The sequence below is a fragment of the Candidatus Competibacteraceae bacterium genome, from assembly GCA_016713505.1.
GTDB lineage: Bacteria > Pseudomonadota > Gammaproteobacteria > Competibacterales > Competibacteraceae > Competibacter_A.
The window spans coordinates 2,264,718-2,287,931 of sequence record JADJPA010000001.1; the positions used below are offsets into that span (position 1 = coordinate 2,264,718).

The window sequence follows — 23,214 nt, forward strand, 5'->3', positions numbered from 1 at the left end:
CCTTCAACGGCCGCTGGGACGGTACGGCGGAACTTGATTCAGCAGGCCGGCAAACCAGCTATCGCGCGGCACCAGCCGCTGGGAGAGGCCGCGATAGGTCTCCCCATCCAACACCAGTTGGGCGAACGCCTTGGGGGGCGGACAGAGCAAGAACAGCCCCGCGACCAGGAGATAGAGCGCGGCGGTGCCGAGCGGTTGGCTCAGACTGCCGAAGCTAAAGGCGGTGCCGAACGAGCTTTTGAGCAATTTGCGGCCGAACAGATCGACGCTGTAAAACTCATCGAGCAACAGATGGACGATGAAACCCAAGGCGAGAAACGCGCCGCACAGCCAAGCGTGCGCGGCGGACGCGCTGAAAACATGAAACGCGACGGCGGTGGTGGCCAGCCCACAGCCGATTCCTCCCGGAACGGTATGGACCAATCCGCGATGAACGGTAAAGCGATCGAGCAGATTGAACAGACCATAGCGGATCAGCAGGAAACAGCCCAGCCACAGCGCGATCAGTTCCGCCAGCGAATAGCGACGGCCGAACGTGAACACCACCAAAAACCCGGCCACCACCGCCAGCGTCGCGAAGGTGATCCGCACCGGAATGGAGGTGGGCAAGTCGATATCCGGCAGCAGTCCACCGATGACGCCGAGCACGAAATAACCGATCACCGCTTGATGGGGCGCCGCGCCGGCCATCACCAGCACGGTGGCGGCCAAGCCGCTGACCGCCGCCGCCCCCATCAAGTGGGTGTTGAAGTCGGCCATTCTTAGCCTTGCAGCAACAAATTCCGCAAGTCGATGATCGCCGCGTTGGCCCGCGAGATATAGGACGCCATGATCAGCGAGTGATTGGCCATCGGTCCGAAGCCGGTGCCGTTCAGGATGATCGGACTCCAAATGAACGCCTGAGTGTTTTCCAACTCTCGGATGATCTGCTTGAGCGACACCACCGCGTTCTTGCCGGCCAGCACATCGCGGAAATCATATTCCATGGCTTTTAGCGTGTGCACTAAAGCCCAGGTATAGCCACGCGCCTCAAAAAAGATATCGTCCAGTTCGGTCCAGGGGGTCTTGACCTTGGATTGATCGGGCGTGGCGGTGGACTGGCGGGCGTTGGGATCGCCCGCCAAATTCAGATTGAAATTGACTTGGCCGACGCTGGCCGCCAAGCGCTGCGCCAGGCTACCCAGCCGCTTCTCGACCACTTGCAGGTAAGTGCTCAGATTGTCGGCGCGCGCGAAGAATTGACCGTCCAACGCGTGCTCGTCGGACAAGCGCCCAAGGTAGCGATAAAGCGCCTCGATGCCCTTGCGATATTCCGATTCGGTGGACGGTAAAATCCAAGATTCGGAATCAAAATTGAATTGCGGTTCGGCGACCTGTAAATCCTTGTCTTCAGTCGACTGAGTTTGCGAGCGGCTAAATTCGTTGCGCAGCGAGCGCGCCAGATCGCGCAGTTCGGTCAGCGCGCCGAATTCCCAATTCGGGATATTATCCAGATAGACGCCGGGCGGGGCGATATCGTTGCTGAGATAGCCGCCGGGTTTGTCCAGCAGCGTCTCGGCGATGCGGATGGTCGTGGCGGTGGTGATATAGCCGGTCTTTAACTTTTTCTCATCGTTTTGAGCGAGCGTTAAGGCGCTCTCGCGCGGGTCGAATTCGCCGGGCGAGCGCGACCAGATGATGCCGAGCACGCCCACCGCGATCGCGTAAGTCACCAAAAACAGGCCCAAGGTCCACCACAAGCCTCGCTCTTTCCAGGTGCGCGGGTTGTAGTAAGTGGCGACCTTGGTGACTTTCTCCGTTATTTTGGGTTTGCCAGGGCCGGAGGGATCGTAAGAGTCCATAAAGCTTCCTTTAATCTCGTGAGATGGATTTTTACAATTGTCGAATGCGCGCCAGTTGGACTTCCAGATTGGCGATCACCGTTTGGAGTTCCAGCAAGCGAACACGTTCCTTTTCGACGACCTCCGCTGGCGCGCGGTCGATGAAATTGGGATTGGCGAGTTTGCCGGAAAGGCGTTCTCCTTCTTGATGGTGCTTGGCGATCTCCTTGTTCAGCCGCGCAATTTCCGCATTCTTGTCGATCAGACCGGACATCGGAATCAGCACGTTCATCCCGCCGACCAAGGCGGTCGCTGCATCCGGTGCCGAATCCCCCTCGTCCAGCCAAGCGATGGATTCCAACCGGCCCAAGGTCGTCAGCGCGCGGCGCTGGCGTTCCAGCCGCGCCCGATCCTCGCTCGAACCGTGCTGTAACAGCACCGGCAAGGGTTTGCCGGGGGCGATGTTCATTTCGGCGCGAATCCGGCGCACGCCGAGCAGAAATTGCTGGAGCCATTCGATATCGGCCACCGCCGAGGCATCGGTCAGCGCCTTGTCGGCTTCAGGATAGGGTTGGCGCATGATGGTCTCACCACTCACTCCGGCCAGCGGCGCGACCCGCTGCCAGATTTCCTCGGTGATGAACGGCATCAGCGGATGCAGCAGCCGCAACAGCGTTTCCAGCGTCCGCGCCAGCGTCTGCCGCGTCCCGCGTTGGGCCGCTTCGGAACTGGCGGGATCGGTCAGCACCGGCTTGGCCAGCTCCAGATACCAGTCGCAGAATTCGTTCCAGGTGAATTCATAGATCGCTTGCGCCATTTGATCGAAACGATAACCTTGCACCGCCGCGTGGGTTTCCGCGATGGCCTGTTGTAGGCGCGACCGAATCCAGCGGTCGGCCTGGCTGAATTCGACCGCGCCGCCGTCGAGGCCGGTGTCCTTACCCTCGGTGTTCATCAACACGTAGCGGGCGGCGTTCCACAATTTGTTGCAAAAATTGCGGTAACCCTCGACCCGACCCATATCGAAGATCACGTCGCGGCCGGTGGTCGCCAGCGCGGCGAAGGTGAAGCGCAAGGCATCGGTGCCGTGGGCGCGGATGCCGTCCGGAAAGTGCTTGTGAGTCGCTTTTTCGATATGCGCCGCCATTTGCGGCTGCATCAGGCCAGTCGTGCGTTTGGCGACCAGTTTATCGAGGGTGATTCCGTCGATGAAATCCAGCGGATCAAGGATATTGCCCTTGGACTTGGACATTTTCTGACCGTCCTGGTCGCGCACCAAACCTGTGATGTACACCTCGCGAAACGGGACATCGCCCATGAATTTCAGCCCCATCATGATCATCCGGGCCACCCAGAAGAAAATGATGTCGAAGCCGGTGACGAGGACGCTGGTCGGATAGAAGGTCTTAAGCGCCTCGGTGTTCTCCGGCCAGCCGAGGGTGGAAAACGGCCACAGGGCGGAGGAAAACCAAGTATCCAGCACGTCGGGGTCTTGTTCGAGCGCAATGTCTGGGCTGAGCTTATGCTTTTCGCGGACTTCCGCTTCGTTGCGGCCGACATAGACCTTGCCGCTCGGATCGTACCAGGCTGGAATGCGATGGCCCCACCAAATTTGCCGGCTGATGCACCAATCCTCCAGCCGATACATCCAATCGAAATAGGTCTTTTCCCAGTTTTCCGGGATGAATTTGATCTTGCCGGTCTTGACGGCGGCGATGGACGGCCCGGCCAGCGGCCCGGTTTTGACGTACCACTGATCGGTCAGAAACGGCTCGATCACCGCGTGGCTGCGGTCGCCGCGCGGCACCATCAGCTTGTGCGGCTTGATCTCCTCCATCAACCCCTGCTCTTCCAGCGCGGCGACCACCCGCTTGCGGGCCTCGAAGCGATCCAGGCCGCGATAGGCGGCGGGGCCGTTGTCGTTGATCTTGGCGTCGGCGGTGAAGATGTTGATGATCGGCAGTTTATGGCGCTGACCGACCGCGTAGTCGTTGAAATCGTGGCCGGGAGTGATCTTGACGCAGCCGGTGCCAAAGCTCGGATCGACATATTCATCGGCGATGATGGGAATCTGGCGATCCGTCAGCGGCAAGGCGACGTGTAGGCCGATCAAGCGCTTGTAGCGCTCGTCGTCGGGATGCACCGCCACGGCGGTATCGCCGAGCAGGGTTTCCGGCCGCGTCGTGGCGACGATCAGATCGCCGCCGCCCTCGGCCAGCGGGTAGCGGATGTACCACATGAAGCCGCTTTCCTCGGCGCTGACCACCTCCAGATCCGACACGGCGGTATGCAGCACCGGATCCCAATTCACCAGCCGCTGGCCGCGATAGATCAAGCCTTCGTCATACAGCCGGACGAACACTTCGCGCACCGCCGCCGACAGACCCTCGTCCATGGTGAAGCGCTCCCGCGCCCAATCCACCGACGCGCCCATCCGCCGCAATTGGCGGGTGATGGTGCCGCCCGATTCGGCTTTCCACGCCCACACCCGTTCGATGAACGCCTCGCGGCCCAGATCGTGGCGGGTCTTGTTCTCGCCCGCCAGTTGCCGCTCCACCACCATCTGGGTGGCGATGCCGGCGTGATCGGTGCCGGGCTGCCACAGCGCGTTGTAGCCCTTCATCCGGTAGTAGCGGGTCAGCGCGTCCATGATGGTGTCTTGGAAGGCGTGGCCCATGTGCAGGGTGCCGGTGACGTTCGGCGGCGGGATCATGATGCAGTACGGCGCGCCCTGACCGCCGGGCGCGAAATGGTCGCGCTCCTCCCAAAAGGCGTACCAACGTTGTTCGATGGCGTGCGGTTCGTAAGTCTTATCCATGATGGCTTCTAGTAGCGTGGAACTCGGACGGACGCGCGGGCGCGCGGGATGCGGATTTTGTAAAGGGAATGGAGTATAACGCAGCTTGCTTCATTCGATTGCGCCGAACTCATCGGGCGGATAACCAGCCAGCGGCAGCAATCGTTCCAGACCGGCTTGCAACGCGCCGGAATCGGCCGCCCGCAGCGTGATATGGCCGACTTTGCGGCCGGCGCGCGGCGCTTTGCCGTAGGCGTGGTAATGCGCGCCCGGCACCGCCAGCACCGCCGCCGCCGCCGGCATCGAACCGATGCAATTCAGCATGATGCACGGCCCCCGCGCGGCGGTCGATCCCAAGGGCAAGCCGGCAATCGCCCGTAAATGATTCTCGAATTGACTGGTTTCCGCGCCCTCGATGGTCCAATGTCCGGAATTGTGGACGCGGGGGGCCATTTCGTTGGCGATCAGCCGACCTTCGTGGACAAAGAACTCGATGGCCAGTAGCCCGACGTAATGCAATCGCTCCAGCAAGCGACGGGCGTAATCCCAGCCTTCGCGTTCCAGCTCCGGCGCTTCACACGGCACGCGCGACAAGCGCAGAATCCCGTCGCGATGGTGGTTTTCCACCAGCGGATAACAAACGATATCGCCGTCTCGACCGCGCGCCGCCAGCACTGACACCTCGCGCTCGAACGGTATGAAACCCTCAAGAATCAATGGGGTATGACCCAGTTCCCGCCAGGCGACCTCAATGTCATCGGCGGTGCGCAACACGCGCTGGCCCTTGCCGTCGTAGCCCAGCCGGCGAGTTTTCAGCACGGCGGGCAGGCCGGTTTTCACCACGGCATCCTGCAATTCTTCCAGGTTATCCACCGTGGCGAAAACCGGCGTCGGAATATCCATCTCCCAAAACAGCCCTTTCTCGTACATCCGATCCTGAGCCACCCATAACACTCCGCTCGATGGATGGACCTTGACCTTTTTTTCCAATAGCCGAGCAGCGGCGGCCGGTACGTTCTCGAAATCGAAGGTCACCACCTCCGCCCAGTCGGCGAGACGATCAAGTTGGATTTCATCGTCGTAATGACTTCGAATCAAGCCCGTGACCTGTCCGGCGCAGGCATCTGAGGCAGGATCGAGCACCTTGAAATCGAAACCGAGCGGATAACCCGCCAAAACCAGCATTCGCGCCAACTGCCCGCCACCGACGATACCCATATTCATCGCGTGGCGCTCCGGGGGTCAGGCTGCGCGAGAACCTGCGCGGTCTGGCGGGCGCGAAACTCGCGCACCGCCTCGCGGATCGCCGGATATTTGTTGCCGAGCAACGCGCCAGCCAACAGCGCGGCGTTGATCGCGCCGGCCTTGCCGATCGCCAGCGCGCCGACTGGAATGCCGCCCGGCATCTGGACGATGGACAGCAGCGAATCCAGGCCGTTGAGCGCCTGCGATTGCACCGGCACGCCCAGCACCGGCAACACGGTTTTGGCGGCCACCATGCCCGGCAAATGCGCGGCTCCGCCCGCGCCGGCGATGATGGCTTCCAAGCCGCGTTTCTCGGCGGTTTCGGCGTATTCGAACAACAAATCCGGCGTGCGGTGGGCCGATACCACTCGAACCTCGTGCGCCACGCCGAGCGCTTCCAGCGTGCTCGCCGCGTGCTCCAACGTGCTCCAGTCGGAAGTGGAGCCCATGATCAAGCCAACCAATGGATTCATACCTGTCGCGCCCGTGCCAGAATAGCGGTTCTCATTGTTCAGGTGCCTAGCTTAACCTCCGCTCCACGCTTCGGAAAGCTTGCGCCGGAACTCTGGAAAGAGTAAATCCTGCATCAAGTCCCGCATGAGGAGCCGACATCATGCCCTCGGTCGCCGCCGAACCTAAAACCCCTTATCAACGCTTGTCGGAATTGCCGGAAAACATCGTGGGTCAGATCATCAACGGCCAGCTTTATACCCAGCCGCGCCCGGCTGGGCCTCACGCTTTGGTATGCGCATCCCTGGAAATTGATATCGGAGCGGCTTATCACAAGGGTCGAGGAGGACCCGGCGGATGGTGGATCATCGTCGAGCCGGAACTCCACTTTGTTAGAGATCGTGAAGTGCTGGTACCCGATCTCGCCGGATCGCGACGCGAACGGCTTCCCAAAGTGCCTCGCGACCATCGCTTCGAAGTGGTTCCCGATTGGGTGTGCGAAATCCTCTCACCCTCGACCGCGCGGGAAGATCGGCTGGTTAAAATGCCGGTTTACGCCCGTTACGGCGTGCCGCATCTGTGGCTGGTCGATCCGCTGGCCCGCTCGATGGAAGCCTTCGCCCTGGAGCAAGGACGTTGGGTCGTCATCGGTTTGTACGGCGATCAAGAGACCGCAAACATCCCGCCGTTTCAGGAACTTGACCTGCAACTGGCCGAATTGTGGGCGGAGGGTTGAACCGTGTTGCAACCCGCACGCGCTCGATGGATGATCGAGCCTATCCGGCAAGCGACGCGCCAGGAGCCAGCGCCTTGACGCTTTCCAGACCCATCGGCATCGATCTGTTCGCCGGCGCGGGCGGCTTGTCGCTCGGTTTCGAGCAAGCCGGTTTCGACGTTGCGGCGGCCGTTGAGATCGATCCGATCCACTGCGCGGTGCATCAATTTAATTTTCCTGACTCGGTCGTGTTGTGCGCCAGCGTCGTCGGTCTGACCGGCGACGCTATCCGGCGTCAGGCGGGCATCGGCGACCGAGCTATCGATGTTGTTTTCGGCGGCGCGCCTTGTCAGGGCTTTTCACTGATCGGCAAGCGGGCGCTGGACGATCCCCGCAACCAACTCGTCTTTCACTTCGTTCGGCTGGTCCGCGAACTCCAACCGAGCTATTGCGTTTTCGAGAACGTCAAAGGGCTGACGGTCGGCCCGCACCGACGGTTTCTGCACGAGCTGATCGGCGCGTTTGAAGACGCCGGCTACGACATGCTGTTGCCTTATCGGGTGCTCAACGCCGCCGATTTTTCCGTCCCGCAAGACCGCCACCGGCTGTTTTTGATCGGCGCGAAACGCGGGTTGCCGTTACCGTCCTACCCGCACCCGTCCGATAGGACGAACGTTGCCGAAGCCATCGACGACCTACCCGACGCCGACCGCTTCGATGAGTTGCTCGCTTCCGATTCGGTCGCCGTGGATTTTGACACCGCCCATCCCTACGCTCGACGGCTCAGGGGCTTGGATGAAGATCCGACGGATTATGCCCATCCGCGACCGTTCGATTCTCGCCGGCTCACGGCCAGCTTGCGCACCGAGCACACCGAACGCTCGCGCCGGCGGTTTGCCGGAACGCCGCCCGGCAAGGTCGAGCCGGTCAGCCGGTTTCACCGGCTCGCCCCGCAAGGCTTGTGCAACACGCTGCGAGCCGGAACCGACAGCGCGCGCGGAGCGTTTACCTCGCCGCGTCCCATCCACCACCGACTCTACCGCGTTATCACCGTGCGCGAGGCCGCACGCCTGCATTCTTATCCCGACTGGTTCCGCTTCCACGTCACCAAATGGCACGGCTTCCGGCAGATCGGCAATAGCGTCCCGCCGCTGCTCGGTCGGGCCGTGGCGGGCGAGATCGTTAAAGCGCTCGGCCACACCCCTCAAAAGCCAAAACCGCTTCTTCGATTAGAGAAAAATAACGAAAAATTGCTGGCGTTCGACATGAGCGAGGCGGCCGCTTATTTCGGCGTGCCGGCCGACACCATTGCCCAGCGTACCCGCAACACCGCGCCGCGAGCATCCCAAGAGAAACGGCAATTGGAGCTGCCTGTTGGTTAAAAAATCTGGCCCCGACCGCTACAGCGCCATTATCGAAAGCGTGTTTTTCAAACACTTCGCCCTCGGCCGCGAAGAGTTCGAATTCACGCGCGAAGAATTTGCAAGCACCGCCGAACAGCTCGCGATCAAACCTCCTAAAAATCTCGGCGACGTACTGTACTCGTTTCGTTATCGAAAGAACTTGCCCGAATCTATCCGGCAAACGGCCGGTGAGAGCGGCGAATGGATCATCGAAGGCGCGGGCCGGTCCAAATATCGGTTCCGAAAGACCGAGATCAACCGCATCGTTCCCCGAAATGATTTGGCCAGCGTCAAAATCCCCGACGCCACTCCGGAAATCATCGCCGCCCACGCCCAAACGGACGAACAGGCTTTACTTGCCAAAATTCGTTACAACCGTCTGGTCGATATTTTTCTGGGCATGGCGACTTACTCGTTGCAAAACCATCTCCGTACTACCGTCGCGGGCATCGGTCAAATCGAAGTCGATGAAATTTATGTCGGAATCGACCGGCACGGACGGCAGTTCGTCATCCCTGTGCAAGCCAAAGGCGGGAACGACCGGCACGGCGCGGTTCAAACCCAGCAAGACATCGCCTGTTGCAAGGCAAAATTCCCGACCTTGCTTTGCCGTCCGATCTCCGCGCAATTTATGTCGGACAACCGGATCGCATTGTTCGAATTGGTATCCGAAGGCGACGGAATCAAAATTGTGGAAGAGCGCCATTACCGGCTCGTACCGGCCGCCGACATTTCGGCCGACGATCTGCGTGCTTACAACATTCGCGCCAAATCGTGATCGCGATTTCGCAGCGCTTGACATCACTCGAATCAATTTGCCGGTGCGAATGCTCCCTTGAATGACAGCCTGACCAGCATGAGTTCAGCGCGCTATCCAAAAAACATCCGACAAGTAGCCGCCGCGCTGGCGGAGCGTTACGGCGACTTCGATCATTACAACCTCAAGGAACCGTTGGACGAACTGCTGTTTATCATTTGCAGCACCAAGACGTCCGAATCCAGTTACCGCCGGACGTTCGAACAACTCAAACAAGCATTTCCGACCCCGCGCCACTTGGCCGAAGCGCCGGCGGAGTACATCGCCAAGCCCATCGCGACCGGCGGACTATCCGGTCAAAAATCGCGAGCGATCCGAGCGATCCTCGACGCGCTCGCCACCCGTTTCGGCGTTCCCACCCTGGAACCGCTAAGAGATATGACCGACCGCGATGCCGAAGCATTTCTGACCGCGCTTCCCAACGTCGGCAACAAAGTGGCGCGTTGCGTTTTGTTGTACGCGCTCGGCCGACAGGTGTTTCCGGTCGACACCCACTGCTGGCGGATCGCCCGGCGGTTGGGCTGGGTGCGCCGGACCCAAAAGGACGGCCGCTGCACGTCGGACGACGCGGATCGGCTCCAGTCCAGAATTCCGCTCGAACTGCGGTTTTCACTGCACGTCAACCTGATCTCGCTCGGCCGCGAGATTTGCACGGCGAGCACACCGGTTTGCGACGCTTGCCCGATCAATCACTGCTGCCGGCGGATCGGCGCGGGCGACCGAGCCACACGAAAACCGCAACGCTCTCGCGCCGAACTCAAACTCATAACTCCCACCTGTTGAACATGGCCGATTCCGCAGCCCTTCGCCAAGCCGTCAAAGCCCACTATGAAAAATACGTCTATCCGCGCTTCTCGCTGCTGACTTCGGTCAGGCTTTGCGATACCTACGCCCTCAATCTCGATGCCTTGTGGGCGCGTTTCAACGGCGAATGGCTCGCCGCGCACGACAAAAAGATTCTTCTGGCGGGTTGTGGCAGTTTCTCACCCTATCCCACCGCCGTTGCGAATAAAAAAGCTCAAATAACCGCATTAGATCTTTCAAAAGCCAACCTTGACCGAGCCAAGCTGCATACCCGACTCCACTTCTGCTTTAATATTGACTTTATTGAGGGAGATATCCTGAATGCAAAATCTCTTTTAGCGGAAAAACGCTTTCATTTCATCGACTGTTATGGTGTATTGCACCATATTCCCGATCTCGTCCTCGCCTTGAAATCGCTTCACTCGCTCTTGGAAGAAGGTGCAATCGCTAGGATTATGGTCTATAGCACACAAGCGAGACAATCTATTCAAGCGGTTCGAACGGCGATGAAAATCCTTCATATCGACAAAGCAGAAAAAATAAGAGCACTCTATAAAAAAGCCAAAGAAAATAGCCGTTTTAGAGACTGCATCGAATCGAACTATGAATCCAAATTCGACTGGGGTCTCGCCGACATGTTCCTGCATCCTTACGCGAAAACCTTTAAAATCGATGAATTGCTGGATACGCTTCAGCAAGCCCGACTCGAACCGATCCTGTTCATTCATCCTAACGCCTGCATCAATACCGCAGAAGAAATTCAAAGACTGAGGAAAATAGAGTCGAATAATGGACCCTCCACCAACTTCATCTTCTTCGCCGGGTGCATGGAAGATACCCAAAAGCGCCGAGCCTGGCAGCACGCCAAACAAACGCAGGATATTTGCATCGCCCTAAATCCGGTCATCAAAAAAGCCCTATCCTTGTTTCCATTTCCACCTCTCAAGCCCGGTCAGAAACTTGGCTTTGAAAATCCAGCCATCGATTTCAAGGCCAATCGCCTGCTTGCCCACTTTCAGCAACCGCTCAGAAAATCGACCCTCAGCCCTGATCGCTGGGACGCCATACAGCCCTATCTTCAAGCCATGTTTTTGATTGAAACCGCCAATCCCTCCTGAGTCAGTTAAATCATCAAACCCGTCAATCCCGCACTTCGGTTAGAATCGGCGCATTTTCTAAATTCAGCTCGATTCGACTTGCCGATGACCACCTTTCTCGACGAACTCAACCGGCGGCGCACCTTCGCCATCATCTCCCATCCGGACGCCGGTAAGACCACCCTGACCGAAAAGCTGTTGCTGTTCGGCGGTGCGATCCAGTTGGCTGGCACCGTCAAGGGCCGCAAGGCCACCCGCCACGCCACCAGCGATTGGATGGAATTGGAACAACAGCGCGGGATTTCGGTGACCTCCTCAGTGATGCAGTTTCCCTATCGCGACCGCATCATCAACCTGCTCGACACCCCCGGCCACGAAGATTTTTCCGAGGATACCTATCGCACCCTGACCGCCGTCGATTCGGCGCTGATGGTGATCGATTGCGCGCGGGGCGTCGAGGAGCGGACCATCAAGCTGATGGAAGTTTGCCGGTTGCGCGATACTCCGATCTTCACTTTCATCAACAAGCTGGATCGAGACGGTCGCGAACCGATCGAATTGCTGGATGAGGTCGAAGACATTCTGAAAATCCGCTGCGCGCCGGTTACTTGGCCCATCGGCATGGGCCGGGAATTGAAAGGTGTCTATCATCTGGAGCAGGATTTCATCCACCTCTATGACCCTTCGCGCGACGGCCGCATCAACACCGGCCGCACCATTCAAGGTCTCGACAGCCCCGCCGCTGAGCAGGCGTTGGGCTTGGAACGGGTGCGAGCTTTGCGTGAGGAAATCGAGTTGGTACGCGGGGCCAGCCACACCTTCGATCGCGACGACTATCTAGCCGGACGCCTGACCCCGGTGTATTTCGGCTCCGCCCTGACCAATTTCGGCGTGCAGGAAATGTTGGATGGCTTCATAGAGAGCGCCCCGCCGCCGCGACCCTGCGCCGCCGCCAGCCGCGAGGTCGCGCCAGAAGAAGAAAGTTTCAGCGGCTTCGTGTTTAAAATTCAGGCGAACATGGACCCGCAGCACCGCGACCGCATCGCGTTTCTGCGCATCTGTTCCGGCAGCTATCAGCCTGGCATGAAAGCCCGCCACGTCCGCCTCGGCCGCGACATCAAAATCCCCGACGCGCTGACCTTCATGGCCGCCGAGCGCGAACACGCCGAAGTCGCCTATCCCGGCGACATCATCGGCTTGCACAACCACGGCACCATCCGCATCGGCGACACCTTCACCCAAGGCGAGGAGTTGCGCTTTACCGGCGTGCCCGATTTCGCGCCGGAACTGTTCCGTCGCGCCCGCTTGCGCGATCCCTTGAAAATGAAAGCCTTGCAAAAGGGTTTGGAACAATTGTGCGAAGAAGGCGCGACCCAACTGTTCCGGCCGCTCAACAGCAACGATCTTATTCTAGGCGCGGTCGGGGTGCTGCAATTCGATGTGGCGAGCTTCCGGCTGCGCGGTGAATACGGGGTCGATTGCGGTTTCGAAAACGTCAACGTCACCACCGCCCGCTGGGTCAGTTGTTCCGATCCGAAACGCTTCGAGGAGTTCCAGAACAAGCTGCGCGACAATCTGGCGCTCGACCATCACGGCGAGATGGTGTACATCGCCTCCAGCCGAGTCAACCTGCAACTGACCCAGGAACGCTGGCCCGAGGTGCGCTTCGCCGCCACCCGCGAACACGGTTTGCACTGAGCCATGCGCCGCCTGCTGCAACGGCTGATCCGGTTTCTGTTCCAGCATCTGTTCCGGGTGGAATTGCGCGGCTGGGAGCACTATCCGCGCGACGAAGCCCGGTTGCTGATCGTCGCCAATCACGTCTCCTATCTGGACGGCGCGCTGCTGGCCGCATTCCTGCCGGACATGCCCATCTTCGTGATCAACACCCACATGGCCCGGCATTGGTGGATGAAGCCGTTCATCGCCGTGACCCGCCATGTCAGCATCGATCCCACCAATTCCCATTATCTGAAAACCTTGATCCAGCATCTCAAGGCCGGCGAGCGGGTGGCGGTCTTCCCGGAAGGGCGGATCAGCGTCACCGGGGCGCTGATGAAGATTTACGAAGGGTCGGCGCTGGCTGCCGACAAAGCCGACGCCGCGCTGCTGCCGATCCACATCGAAGGCGCGCAGTACAGTCTGCTGTCCCGACTGCGTGGCATCCCCCGCCACCGTCGGCTGCTGCCACGCATCCGTCTGACCATGCTGCCGCCGCGCCGGCTGACGGCGAGCGCCGCCAACAATCGCGCCCGCCGCCAACAGCTCGCCCGACAGATGGACGAATTGATGGTCGCGCTGGCCTACGCGGGTATGAATATCGATCAACCGTTGGCGGCGGCCATGCTGGAAACTTGGGAACGTCGCGGCGGCCGGCGCGTGGTGCTGGAGGACGCCCAGCAACAGCGGCTCGGCTGGCGTTCGCTGTTCGCCCGCGCCTTCGTCCTCGCCGATTTGCTCGATCGTTCCCCTCCGCCGGTGGGAGAGGGATCGGGGATGAGGGTCGGCCTGCTGCTGCCTAACAGCGCCGCCGCCATCATCGCTTTTCTAGCCTTACACTTGCGCGGACGAGTGCCGGTGATCCTCAACTTTAGCGCTGGCAGCCAAGAGTTGCTGGGTGCTTGTCACACCGCTCAAATCCGCACGGTCTGCACCTCGCGGGCCTTCGTCACCGCCGCCAATCTGGACGCCCAGCTCACGGCCTTGAGCGAACAGGTCACCGTGCTTTTTCTAGAGGACTTGCGGTCGCGGGCGACGCTGCCGGTCCGGTTGCGCGGACTGGCGCGAGCGCTGCTACCTGCCTGGAACTTCCACCGACTGTCCGGCCCGGTTCAGGCGGACGATCCGGCGGTCATTCTGTTCACCTCCGGCTCCGAACGCGCCCCGAAAGGCGTGGTGCTGACCCATCGCAACCTGCTGGCTAACATCGCCCAAGCCCGCGCCGTATTTGACCTTACTCCGTGCGACGTGGCGTTGAACGCCCTGCCGCTGTTTCATGCCTTCGGCTTGACCACCGCCACTCTGACGCCTCTGCTGCTGGGAGCGCGAGTTATTCTTTATCCCTCGCCGCTACACTACAGCGTGATCCCGGAACTGGCCTACGAATGCCGGACCACGGTGTTGTTCGGCACCAATACCTTTTTAATGGGCTACGGCCGTCAAGCCAATCCTTATGATTTTTTCAGCGTGCGGGCTGTCGTTATGGGGGCCGAAGCGCTACGAGATGAAACCCGGCGGTTGTGGATGGAAAAATTCGGCATTCGCATCCACGAGGGTTACGGTTTGACCGAAACGAGCCCGGTTCTGGCCGCCAACAGCAACCGCAACCATCGCAGTGGCACGGTCGGCAAGCTGTTTCCGGGCATCGAACATTATCTGGAACCGGTAGAAGGCATCGCCGACGGCGGCCTGCTGTACGTGCGCGGGGCGAATATCATGGCGGGCTACCTGCTGCCCGACCAGCCGGACCATTGGATTCCACCGCGGACCAACCGTGGACCGGGCTGGCACAACACCGGCGATATCGTGCGCTTCGACGAGGACGGCTTTATCACCATCCTCGGCCGAGCCAAACGCTTCGCCAAGCTGGGCGGTGAAATGATCTCGCTGGCGGCGGTCGAACGGCTCGCCGCCGGCTGCTGGCCAGAGGAGCAGCACGCGGCGCTCAACCTGCCGGACCCGGCCAAGGGCGAACAGATCGTGCTGCTGACGACCCGCCGTCATGCCAACCGCAGCGAACTACTCGCCGCTGCCCGCGCGCAGGGCCTGAGCGAACTCTACCTTCCCCGGCAAGTGTTAACAGTGGACACCATCCCGCTGTTAGGCTCCGGCAAGCCAAATTATCCAGGCATCCGCCGCCTGGCTGAGCAAATGACGAAATCCGTACCGTTGTCGGGTTCACAACCCGCTAGCTCAACAGCTCTCGGACATTCACCTGCTTTCAACCCGACCCTCAGCATTCCCTTGTCGGAGTGAAATAGCAGGACCCGACTCCGTTGGATTTTATAAATAAGTCAGGCTGCCGTTGAACGTTCGAGAACCGATGCAGTGGCTGATACAAATCGTTACAAAATTCCAGCTTTGGAAATAACCCCGTTACCTGCATGGCGTCTAATATTCATAAAATAATTAAGGATACTACAACCGGCGGTCGGTCATACCGTCGCGCTAGGCTCCGTCGGGGCCAGACGACGGTTCAAACCTGGAGGTGGGTCATGATGAACTTTAAAATCAATGTGATGGGATTAGGGATCGTGTTCGCCGCCGTGCTGGCGGCTCCCGTGATCGCCTCCGCGCAAGGCATGGGACGGGGAATGGGAAAAAACATGCCAGCCTTTGCGGAGTATGATTTGAACGGAGATGGGAAAATCGTCATGCAGGAATTCAACGAAGCGCGCGCGAAAAGAATCGGCGACAAAGCCCGGCAGGGTTATCCGATGAGAAACGCGGGCAACGCGCCGGCTTTCGAGCAGATCGATCGGAATGGCGATGGCAGCATCAGCGCGGAGGAATTCTCGGCGCATCAGTCGGAGCGCAGGCCGGGCAGATAGGTGTCACGCTTGATTGAATCGCCATGCCTCAGGCTACTAAAGACCTCAAACACCCATCAAAGATTTTTTCCTAGTTTCCTCGGTGCTTCGCAAACAAGCACCGAGGATTTAGCTTTAAAAGACGGACTGCAAGATCTGTAAGGTACTCATGGCAGCACGAGAACGAGCTTAAGTCCACGATCCTCTTTGTCCGTTCGCATTCAGATAGCCTCAAAAAGATCAGATTAGCGACCGCTTGGCAACCGCGCGACCATCAAAACCATGACGTTGCGGCCATTGCAAATAAGGCTTACAAGCGGCTGAGTTGCGTGTTGATCTCCCGGCTCAGATTTTGAATCCAGCCGTTATAGTTGCTGTGGATGTTGGCCCCATCGTAGTCGAGATTTTCGCTGTCGCGGTAGTGAATGCTATAGGTGTGTCGGTCATAGGGAATTTCCACTTTCGCCATATGCTCCCGCACCCGCAGCGTCGCCACGATCAGTCCGGGCCTAACCGCATTCATCTGCCAGCCCAGCGCAGCCCCCGCTCGCAGAATAGCGCCCCGCACATCCCCCATTCCATAGTTGCGCGTGCTGGTGGTTACCGGCGCACCCGAAACGGTGTAAACGGGATTATTCCGGCAACCGACCACGATCATCGCCAGCATGACAATCACAGGAAACAACAGTTTTATTTTCATCGCTTGCTCTCACTATCGTGCTGTTTTATCAAAGCTTCATCAGGATTTACCGCTAATGGTAGCAGCCGGAGAGAACGCAGCAAACCCGAGGGATACATCGCCCGTTTGAGCAACAACCCCGCCACCAGCTTGATGATGCGCGAGGTATCCCGCCACGGCCGGTAGTGGCTGGGACGACCTTGCGCCAGGTAGAGCGTTTCGATAGCCACCGCCGCCGGATAGCAGCCGCAGCGGGCGGCCTGGATCAACAGAGCGCTTTCGTAGACAAAACCGTGCCGGCCCGGCTCGGGCGCGCTGGCCTGACGCAGAAATTCCACCGGATACAACCGAAAGCCGGATTGCGTGTCGCGCAGCGGATAACCGACCGCCCAGGACACCCAAAAATCAGCCATGCCGTTGGCGAAGCGCCGCACGCCGGGCGCGCGGTCGCGGTGGCTCAGCCGCGCGGCGACGATCAGCCGGCCGGGACAACGCCGGTGCGCCTCCAGCAGCTTGGGAATATCCTCGGGATGATGCTGGCCGTCCGCATCCAGAGTGATGACGGCGGTCGCACCCTGCTCCAGTGCGTGGCGCATCCCGCGCCACAGTCCAATCCCCTTGCCTTGATTGTCCGCTTGATGCAACACGACCGCGCCCGCCGCTTCGGCCCGCGCGGCGGTAGCGTCGCGGGAACCGTCATCGACCACGATCACCCAATCGACCTGCCGGCGGGCGCGGCCGACGATCTCGGCGATGGTGGCGGCTTCGTTATAGGCAGGAATCAGCACCGCGACCGGCATGGTCGTTCAGACCACGCCGCCGTTGAGACTGATGATTTGTCCGGTCAGATAGCCGGCGGCATCGGAGGCCAGAAAACCCACCAACGCGGCGACTTCGGCGGGCGTGCCGGCCCGTTGCGCCGGGACCAGCCGCTTGATGGCGGCCGCGTCGAAAACGGCGTCGCTGGCCTGGCCGGCGATGATGCCCGGCGCGACGGCGTTGACCGTGATGCCGCGCGAGGCCAGCTCCAGCGCCAGCGCCTTGGTCGCACCGTGCAATCCGGCCTTGGCGGCGGCGTAGTTGGTCTGACCGCGATTGCCGGTCACTCCCGCCAGCGAGGAGATGTTGATGATGCGCCCCCAGCGGGTGCCGATCATCGGCAATAGCAGCGGTTGGGTGACGTTGAAAAAGCCGTGCAGGCAGACATCGATCACTCGATGCCACCGCGCTGACGACATACCGGCCAGCGGGACATCATCGTGAAAGCCGGCATTGTTGACCACCACCTGAATCGGCCCAGTTTCAAGGCACCCATTCAGACCGCGACGCACCACCTCTTCGTCGGCGACATCGAAAGTGACGGTTTCCGCCGAGCCGCCCGCCGCCTGAATGGCGGTCGCTATCTCGGTCGCCCGTTCGGGGTGCTGGAAAGCGTGCACGATGACATGCAGGCCGTCAGCCGCCAGCCGCTGACAGATGGCTCGACCGATATCGCCGCTGCCGCCGGTCACCAAAGCTCGCTTCATCCCGGCTCGACCTCCACGCGCAGGCGGACGCCACTTTCCGACAATACGACCGGGCCCGCGGCCTGTCGGGCGATGGCGCGCAGCAAGGGCAAGCTACGCGCGGCGGGATTGGCCGCCCGCAACGTTTCCAACGCGACATCCTCCAGCCGATCCGCTGTTTGATCCGCGATTGACGCCAGCCGCAGCGTCGCCAGTCCTCGGCGAGTCGAAGCCGGATTTAGCAGCAAGGCCACCGCGAACGGCGCGATGATCGCCCGCCGTCCCGACAGCGGAAACGGCAGCGGCAAATCGTAGGCGACCAGCAGCACCCGCGCCGCTTCCGCCCACGCCAGCGCCGCCGCTTCCAGCAAGCCGCCGACGAAGCTGCCATCGTAGGCGGACAGGCTCAGCGAAGGTTGCGTGCAACCGGTGGCGATGGACCAATAACCGGACGGGGTATTGTGTACCGACTGATGAAAATGCACTGGCGAAACCGGGCGGTCGGATTGGGTCAGCGCCGTGCAGATTTTATCCAGTACCTCGCTGTCCCCGCCGGAGGACGCGAATACCGCTCGCACGGCCGTCGCGCCCTGGGCTTCGGGGGAAAGCCCGGCGTCGAGCAGGGCTGCCTGGGTCATCGCCTCCTGCGCGGCCTGGAGCGCCAGCTTGATGGTGGCGGTGACGCGCCGCCGCTCGTTGGCCGGCAATAGAGCGGCGGAAAGCGCCGGCAGCGGTTCGGGCTGGTAAGGCCGCTCGCCAGTCAATACCGCCCGGCTGGCGGCCCAGCCCGCCAGTCCCGGCGCCAGCAGACCCACGCTTTCGACGGCGAGCGATGTCATGCGCCGTCCCGCCCGAACAGCAGGCTGCAATTGGTGCCGCCGAAACCGAAGGAGTTGCTGAGCGCTAGCCGCAAGGGCCTTTCTTGATTGCCCAGCACCACCCCCGCGCCCAGTTCGGGATCGCGCTGGCGGGTGTTGAGCGTGCCGGGGATCAAACCGCGCTCCAGGCAAAGAGCCACGAAAATAGCTTCGGTGATACCCGCCGCACCCAAGGTATGCCCGGTCCAGCCCTTGGTGGAACTGCATGGCGTTGCCGCGCCGAAGATCCGCAGCACCGCCCGATCTTCGGCGGCGTCGTTCAACGGCGTGGCGGTGCCGTGCAGGTTGATGTAATGGACTTGTTCGGGCGGCACTTGCGCTCGGTCGAGCGCCTGCTGCATCGCCAGCGCCGCGCCCGCGCCTTCGGGATGGGCGGCGGTCATGTGATAGGCGTCGCTGCTCTCGCCGTAGCCCAGCAACCGCACCCGGCCATCCCCCGGTTCGGCCCATTCCAGCAGCGCAAACCCCGCCGCCTCGCCGACGCTTAGACCGTCGCGCTCGCGATCCCACGGCCGACACGGCTGAGGCGAAGCGAGACCCAAGGCATTGAAACCATACAAGGTCGTCAGGCACAGGCTGTCGACACCGCCGACCACGGCGGCCTCGCAAAATCCGGCTTTCATCTGCCGCCACGCGGACGCGAACGCCTTGGCGCTGGAGGAACAGGCGGTGGAGATCGCGAGCGCCACACCGGTCAAGTTCAGCCAGCGCCGGGTGAAATCCGCGACTGAAAACACGTTATGGGTATGCTGGTAATCGAAGCTTTCCGGCAATGCGCCGGTGCTCGGATCGCGCCGGCGGTAAGCCTGCTCGGTGGCGCCGATGCCCGAGGTGCTGGTGCCGACGAACACGCCGATCCGGTCGGCGCCGTAGCGGCTTCGGGCTGCCTTTACCGCCTTCGCAAAACCGTCCTGCTCCAATCCCAGTCGCGCCAACCGGTTGTTGCGGCAGTCGAACGCCGCGAATTCATCGCGCAGCGGCTCGTCCTCCAGACCGGCCACCCGCCCGATCCAGGTCGCCAGCGCGGCATCCTCAAAATCGCACGGCCGCAGCCCGCTTTCGCCGCGCCGCAACGCTGCCAGCGAAGCCGGGAGGCCGCGACCGAGAGCGTTGGTCACGGTACAAGCGGTGATGGCAAGCGGTTGGATGGCCATGATTCAACTCATTCGGTTCAACAAGGGCCGCGCGACGATCAGGGCGGCGATGAAACTGGCGGCGACTCCCAAACTGACGGTCAAGCCGATGGCTCGCAACGCCGGCAGCGCGGATGTCGCAAGCATAGCAAACACCGTCAACGCCGAACCACAGCAGACCAGCAAGGCGTGCAGGGTACGGCGGCGCAAATCCATATCGGTAGCGGGCCGGCTGAAGAACAAGCCGTAATCGACGCCGACGCCGACCACCAACAGCAAGGACACCAGATGAAACAGCGACAGCCTCTCACCGAGCGCCAGCAGTAGCGCCACGGTGAACACCAGCGCCAGCAGGACCGGCGCCAAGGCCGCCGCAACGTGTCGGCAGCGGCGCAAACCCAGCCAGACCACCGCCACGATCAGCGCGCTGCCATACAGCAACCGCAGCAAGGCCGCTTCGCGGAATTCGGTCACCAGCCGATTGGTCTCGGCGCGCAAATCCAGATAGTACGCCCGACCTTCCGGCAGCGACGGCAGGCCGATTGCCACCTCTGCCGCGCTTCGGACGCCGCTCAAGGGTAGCAAAGCCGTCCAACCGCGTTCACCGGCAACCAGCAAAGATCGGACCCGCACGCCCAGCAAGGTCTCTTTCACTTCATCAGGTCTCAGCGGCGACGCGGTACGGGCGGCGGCGACGGCATCGAGAAACGGCGCGAACAGGTCGGGTTTGAACGGCGATCCGGCCAAGCCGGCCTTCAAATTCGCGGCGAGCGCTTCCGCTTCCGGCAAGGCTGCCCGCCGTTGCTGTTGGGTGTGGAGACTGGGCAGATAGCGCATGGCCCCATCGTAACCGGCCAGCGCGCCTTCCGCCTGCCGCCGCGCCAGATAAGCGCCCACAGTTTCGCTGGCGCGCAAGGCGGTTTCGGCGTCTGGAGCGGTGACGGCGATCAAATGGCCGACCTCCGGTGCACCCAACGCGGTTCGCAATTCCTGATCCAAACGCAGCAATTCACGCGGCACCGGGCTGAGCGCGGCCAGATCGTTCTCCCATAGCGGCGGGGCTTTGACGATCAGCCCCAGCAACACCAGCGCGCCGCAACCGCCCAGCGCCAGCGCCAGCCGCGGCCGGGGCCGCAACAAGCTATCGGCCCAGTCGCCGACGGCGGCCGGTCGCGGAGGTTTCCAATCTAGTGGGACAAGCGCTGGCAACACCCAGCGAGCCGTCACCACGGCGGCTACGACACCGGCGATGGTATAAACCCCCAACTGACTCAACCCCGGAAAGCTGGAATCCAGCATCGCCAGACAGCCCAGCGCGGTGGTCGCCACGCACAGCCGCAGCGTCGGCCACAACTGGCGCAGCGTGCCGTCCACCGTGTCCCCGGCGCGACGGTGGCTGAACAGGTAAGTCGGATAATCCAACGTCTCCCCCAGCAGCGTGATGCTGAACGCCAGGGTGATGAGATACATTTTGCCGAACAGCATATCCACGGCCGCCGCGCCGGCCAGCAACGCCGACAGCATCGGCAGCGCACCGAGCCAGACCGTGCGCACCGAGCCATAGACTAACAGCAACAACAGGATCACCGCCGCCAAGGACAATCCGCTCAGCCATTCGGCGCTAGCGCGCACCCGATCCTCGGACAGCGTGGCCAGCACGCCGGGGCCGCTCAACAGCAGGCGCACGGCGGTGCCGGCGCTGGCGGCGGCGAAGGCTTGGCGGATGGTGTTCACGATGGCGCGCTGGGCGGCGAGATCATACCCGGAGGCGCGGCTCTCGACCAACAACAGCGCCCGTGCGCCGTCCGGCGCAAACCAGACGCCCAGCCGTTTGGCCGGTTCGCGCAAACCGCCCTGTAAAAGCCGCAGCACGCTCAATAATTCGCCGGTCGGATCGCCGGCCAGCCAACGCTTCTGAAACACCGCCAGCGGCGATTGCAGTTCCGCCAGCCGCTGCTGCAAGCCGGCGCGCAAGCCTTCCGCCGTGAAGCGTTCCGGCGCGACGGTCGGACTGAGCAAATAACGCCAGCCGAACAAAGCCTGCAACTCGGCATCGGGCAGGGTTTCCGCGCCGTTGGCCACCCGCGCGAAGGCGCTAGCGGGCCGCAGTCGTTCCGCCAGCCGGCGGCTGACGGCGGCGCGGTCGGCCTCGGAACCGCCCTCCAATCCCAACAAGATCAAGCGGGTGGTCGGACCGCTGCGCAACTGTTCCAACAACAGCTCGGCGACCGGATCGGCGCGCGGCGCGAACAGCGTCAAATCCGCAACCACCGGCGTGGTCGCCACGATCCAACCGCAGGCCAGCACGGCCAACAACCAAAGCAGCGGGACCCACTTGCGACGCACGAGATTCAACCGCTTGCTCCCCAGTACCGTGGGCTCAGCGAACCGTCAGGCTCATCACGCTGCGATCGCCATCCGCTTCCAGCGTTTCCACACTCGAAATCCGTTCGTTCTGGCCGCGCAAAATGACAGCGGTGATATAGCGGGTCGCTTCCTCGGCGAGCGGTATCAGGCGCAAGGTCCAATCGGCGGGCGTCCCCTGAAATTCCAGTCGGTAGTAACGCTCCAAGGTCATCCGGTCGCCGGCTTGGGTGGCGCGGATCGCTTCCACCAGCGGTCGCAATTGTGGATAACCGTTCAGGTCGAACTGACGGCGACCGGTGGCGAGCGTTTCGACGGTCAGCCAATCCCCGTCGGCCTCGTAATCCTCCGGTTGCGGGGCCAGCGTTTTCTTGCGCAGAAAATTCGGCGCGCGGTAATACAATTTTCCGGTGGCGATCAGCGGTTCTTTTAATACAGCCAGTTGTTTTTCTTCCCGAAACTCGCCTTCCACCGCCGGCACCGCCGCCAGCAGCCGCATGACCTGATCCAAGCCGTCCTGACCGACTCCGGCCAGCGGCCAGCCCAGCAACAGCAGCATGATCCAGGGCTTCATCGGTCACCGTCTCCACCGGTCGGCTGCGGCGCGATGGTCAGGCGCGCTTCCGCCAACAAACGACCGGCGGCGCTCGCCTGAATCGCATAGATGCAGTGGCCGCCCTCGCCCAACACCAAGCGCGCGGCAACCTCCAGCGGCGCGGCGATAGCGTCCAACTCATCGGCGAACCAGCGCGCGTCGCGCAGCGCGGCCAGATAGCCCAGCGGCGCGGTGTCGCCCGCCTTACGGGCGCGCAAGGCCCCGTGGATCGCCGCCGCTTGCCCGCCGTATTCCACCGCATGAATCACGGCAAGCCGACCTTGCCGGCGCAGCGGATTGGTCGGATCGCAATGGGTCTCGGTCAGACAGACGATGCCTTGCTCGTCCCAAGCCGTTACCTTCTCCAGCAAGCACATGGTCCC

General features: G+C 61.6%; 21 protein-coding genes. 8 read left to right on the forward strand and 13 right to left on the reverse strand.

All coding sequences use genetic code 11. The annotated features are described in order from the left end of the window. Window positions 1-3: 3 nt before the first annotated feature. From IPK09_10300 to purE, 5 genes are all read right to left on the reverse strand, one after another. The gene (locus tag IPK09_10300) at window positions 4-759 is read right to left on the reverse strand and encodes a metal-dependent hydrolase (GenBank protein ID MBK7984006.1); all 756 of its coding nucleotides are present in this window, start codon (window positions 757-759) and stop codon (window positions 4-6) included. Between the two features lie 2 nt (window positions 760-761). Continuing rightward, on the reverse strand, window positions 762-1,841 hold the full coding sequence (locus IPK09_10305) for a DUF2333 family protein (GenBank protein MBK7984007.1): 1,080 nt from the start codon (window positions 1,839-1,841) through the stop codon (window positions 762-764). A gap of 31 nt (window positions 1,842-1,872) precedes the next feature. Further along, window positions 1,873-4,638 carry a valine--tRNA ligase gene (locus IPK09_10310; protein MBK7984008.1) on the reverse strand — a complete coding sequence of 922 codons (2,766 nt, stop codon included), beginning with the start codon at window positions 4,636-4,638 and terminating at the stop codon, window positions 1,873-1,875. A gap of 90 nt (window positions 4,639-4,728) precedes the next feature. Beyond that, on the reverse strand, window positions 4,729-5,841 hold the full coding sequence (locus IPK09_10315) for a 5-(carboxyamino)imidazole ribonucleotide synthase (GenBank protein ID MBK7984009.1): 1,113 nt from the start codon (window positions 5,839-5,841) through the stop codon (window positions 4,729-4,731). After that, window positions 5,838-6,335, reverse strand: coding sequence for a 5-(carboxyamino)imidazole ribonucleotide mutase (purE, locus tag IPK09_10320; GenBank protein MBK7984010.1), 498 nt, complete (start codon window positions 6,333-6,335; stop codon window positions 5,838-5,840). Before purE ends, IPK09_10315 begins: the two co-directional genes overlap by 4 nt. Before the next feature lie 140 nt (window positions 6,336-6,475). Here purE and IPK09_10325 point away from each other — a divergent pair, with 140 nt between their 5' ends. The 8 genes from IPK09_10325 (at window position 6,476) to IPK09_10360 (ending at window position 15,698) form a co-directional block, all read left to right on the forward strand. Beyond that, on the forward strand, window positions 6,476-7,048 hold the full coding sequence (locus IPK09_10325; GenBank protein MBK7984011.1) for a Uma2 family endonuclease: 573 nt from the start codon (window positions 6,476-6,478) through the stop codon (window positions 7,046-7,048). Window positions 7,049-7,074: 26 nt separating this feature from the next. Further along, on the forward strand, window positions 7,075-8,409 hold the full coding sequence (locus tag IPK09_10330; protein MBK7984012.1) for a DNA cytosine methyltransferase: 1,335 nt from the start codon (window positions 7,075-7,077) through the stop codon (window positions 8,407-8,409). Further along, entirely contained in the window at window positions 8,402-9,208 is an 807-nt protein-coding gene (locus IPK09_10335) for an endonuclease (GenBank protein MBK7984013.1), read from the forward strand. The genes IPK09_10330 and IPK09_10335 overlap by 8 nt, the downstream gene beginning before the upstream one ends. A gap of 57 nt (window positions 9,209-9,265) precedes the next feature. After that, window positions 9,266-10,030, forward strand: a complete 765-nt coding sequence (locus IPK09_10340; protein MBK7984014.1) for an endonuclease III — start codon at window positions 9,266-9,268, stop codon at window positions 10,028-10,030. A 2-nt stretch (window positions 10,031-10,032) separates the two neighbouring features. Further along, window positions 10,033-11,169, forward strand: coding sequence for a methyltransferase domain-containing protein (locus IPK09_10345; GenBank protein MBK7984015.1), 1,137 nt, complete (start codon window positions 10,033-10,035; stop codon window positions 11,167-11,169). Between the two features lie 84 nt (window positions 11,170-11,253). Further along, window positions 11,254-12,846, forward strand: a complete 1,593-nt coding sequence (locus IPK09_10350; protein ID MBK7984016.1) for a peptide chain release factor 3 — start codon at window positions 11,254-11,256, stop codon at window positions 12,844-12,846. 12 nt (window positions 12,847-12,858) lie between these two features. Next, window positions 12,859-15,123, forward strand: coding sequence for an AMP-binding protein (locus tag IPK09_10355; GenBank protein MBK7984017.1), 2,265 nt, complete (start codon window positions 12,859-12,861; stop codon window positions 15,121-15,123). Window positions 15,124-15,251: 128 nt separating this feature from the next. Next, a complete protein-coding gene (locus IPK09_10360; protein ID MBK7984018.1) occupies window positions 15,252-15,698 on the forward strand; it encodes an EF-hand domain-containing protein in 447 nt (148 codons plus the stop codon). A 289-nt stretch (window positions 15,699-15,987) separates the two neighbouring features. Here the strand turns inward: IPK09_10360 and IPK09_10365 are convergent, their stop codons facing one another. Genes IPK09_10365 through IPK09_10400 form a run of 8 tightly spaced genes read right to left on the reverse strand, consistent with a single transcriptional unit; the run spans window position 15,988 to window position 23,208 of the window. Further along, window positions 15,988-16,377 (reverse strand): hypothetical protein, encoded by a 390-nt coding sequence (locus tag IPK09_10365; protein ID MBK7984019.1) that lies wholly within the window; start codon window positions 16,375-16,377, stop codon window positions 15,988-15,990. Further along, on the reverse strand, window positions 16,374-17,156 hold the full coding sequence (locus IPK09_10370) for a glycosyltransferase family 2 protein (protein MBK7984020.1): 783 nt from the start codon (window positions 17,154-17,156) through the stop codon (window positions 16,374-16,376). Before IPK09_10370 ends, IPK09_10365 begins: the two co-directional genes overlap by 4 nt. A 6-nt stretch (window positions 17,157-17,162) precedes the next feature. Beyond that, a complete protein-coding gene (fabG, locus tag IPK09_10375) occupies window positions 17,163-17,882 on the reverse strand; it encodes a 3-oxoacyl-ACP reductase FabG (GenBank protein MBK7984021.1) in 720 nt (239 codons plus the stop codon). Next, on the reverse strand, window positions 17,879-18,700 hold the full coding sequence (locus tag IPK09_10380; protein MBK7984022.1) for a beta-ketoacyl synthase chain length factor: 822 nt from the start codon (window positions 18,698-18,700) through the stop codon (window positions 17,879-17,881). The genes fabG and IPK09_10380 overlap by 4 nt, the downstream gene beginning before the upstream one ends. Beyond that, window positions 18,697-19,887 carry a beta-ketoacyl-[acyl-carrier-protein] synthase family protein gene (locus IPK09_10385; GenBank protein ID MBK7984023.1) on the reverse strand — a complete coding sequence of 397 codons (1,191 nt, stop codon included), beginning with the start codon at window positions 19,885-19,887 and terminating at the stop codon, window positions 18,697-18,699. The genes IPK09_10380 and IPK09_10385 overlap by 4 nt, the downstream gene beginning before the upstream one ends. A gap of 9 nt (window positions 19,888-19,896) precedes the next feature. Further along, the gene (locus IPK09_10390) at window positions 19,897-22,227 is read right to left on the reverse strand and encodes an MMPL family transporter (GenBank protein MBK7984024.1); all 2,331 of its coding nucleotides are present in this window, start codon (window positions 22,225-22,227) and stop codon (window positions 19,897-19,899) included. Between the two features lie 25 nt (window positions 22,228-22,252). After that, window positions 22,253-22,810 (reverse strand): outer membrane lipoprotein carrier protein LolA, encoded by a 558-nt coding sequence (locus IPK09_10395; GenBank protein MBK7984025.1) that lies wholly within the window; start codon window positions 22,808-22,810, stop codon window positions 22,253-22,255. Next, window positions 22,807-23,208: a hydroxymyristoyl-ACP dehydratase gene (locus tag IPK09_10400; GenBank protein MBK7984026.1), complete on the reverse strand. Its 402-nt coding sequence runs from the start codon at window positions 23,206-23,208 to the stop codon at window positions 22,807-22,809. The genes IPK09_10395 and IPK09_10400 overlap by 4 nt, the downstream gene beginning before the upstream one ends. Between the last annotated feature and the right edge of the window lie 6 nt (window positions 23,209-23,214).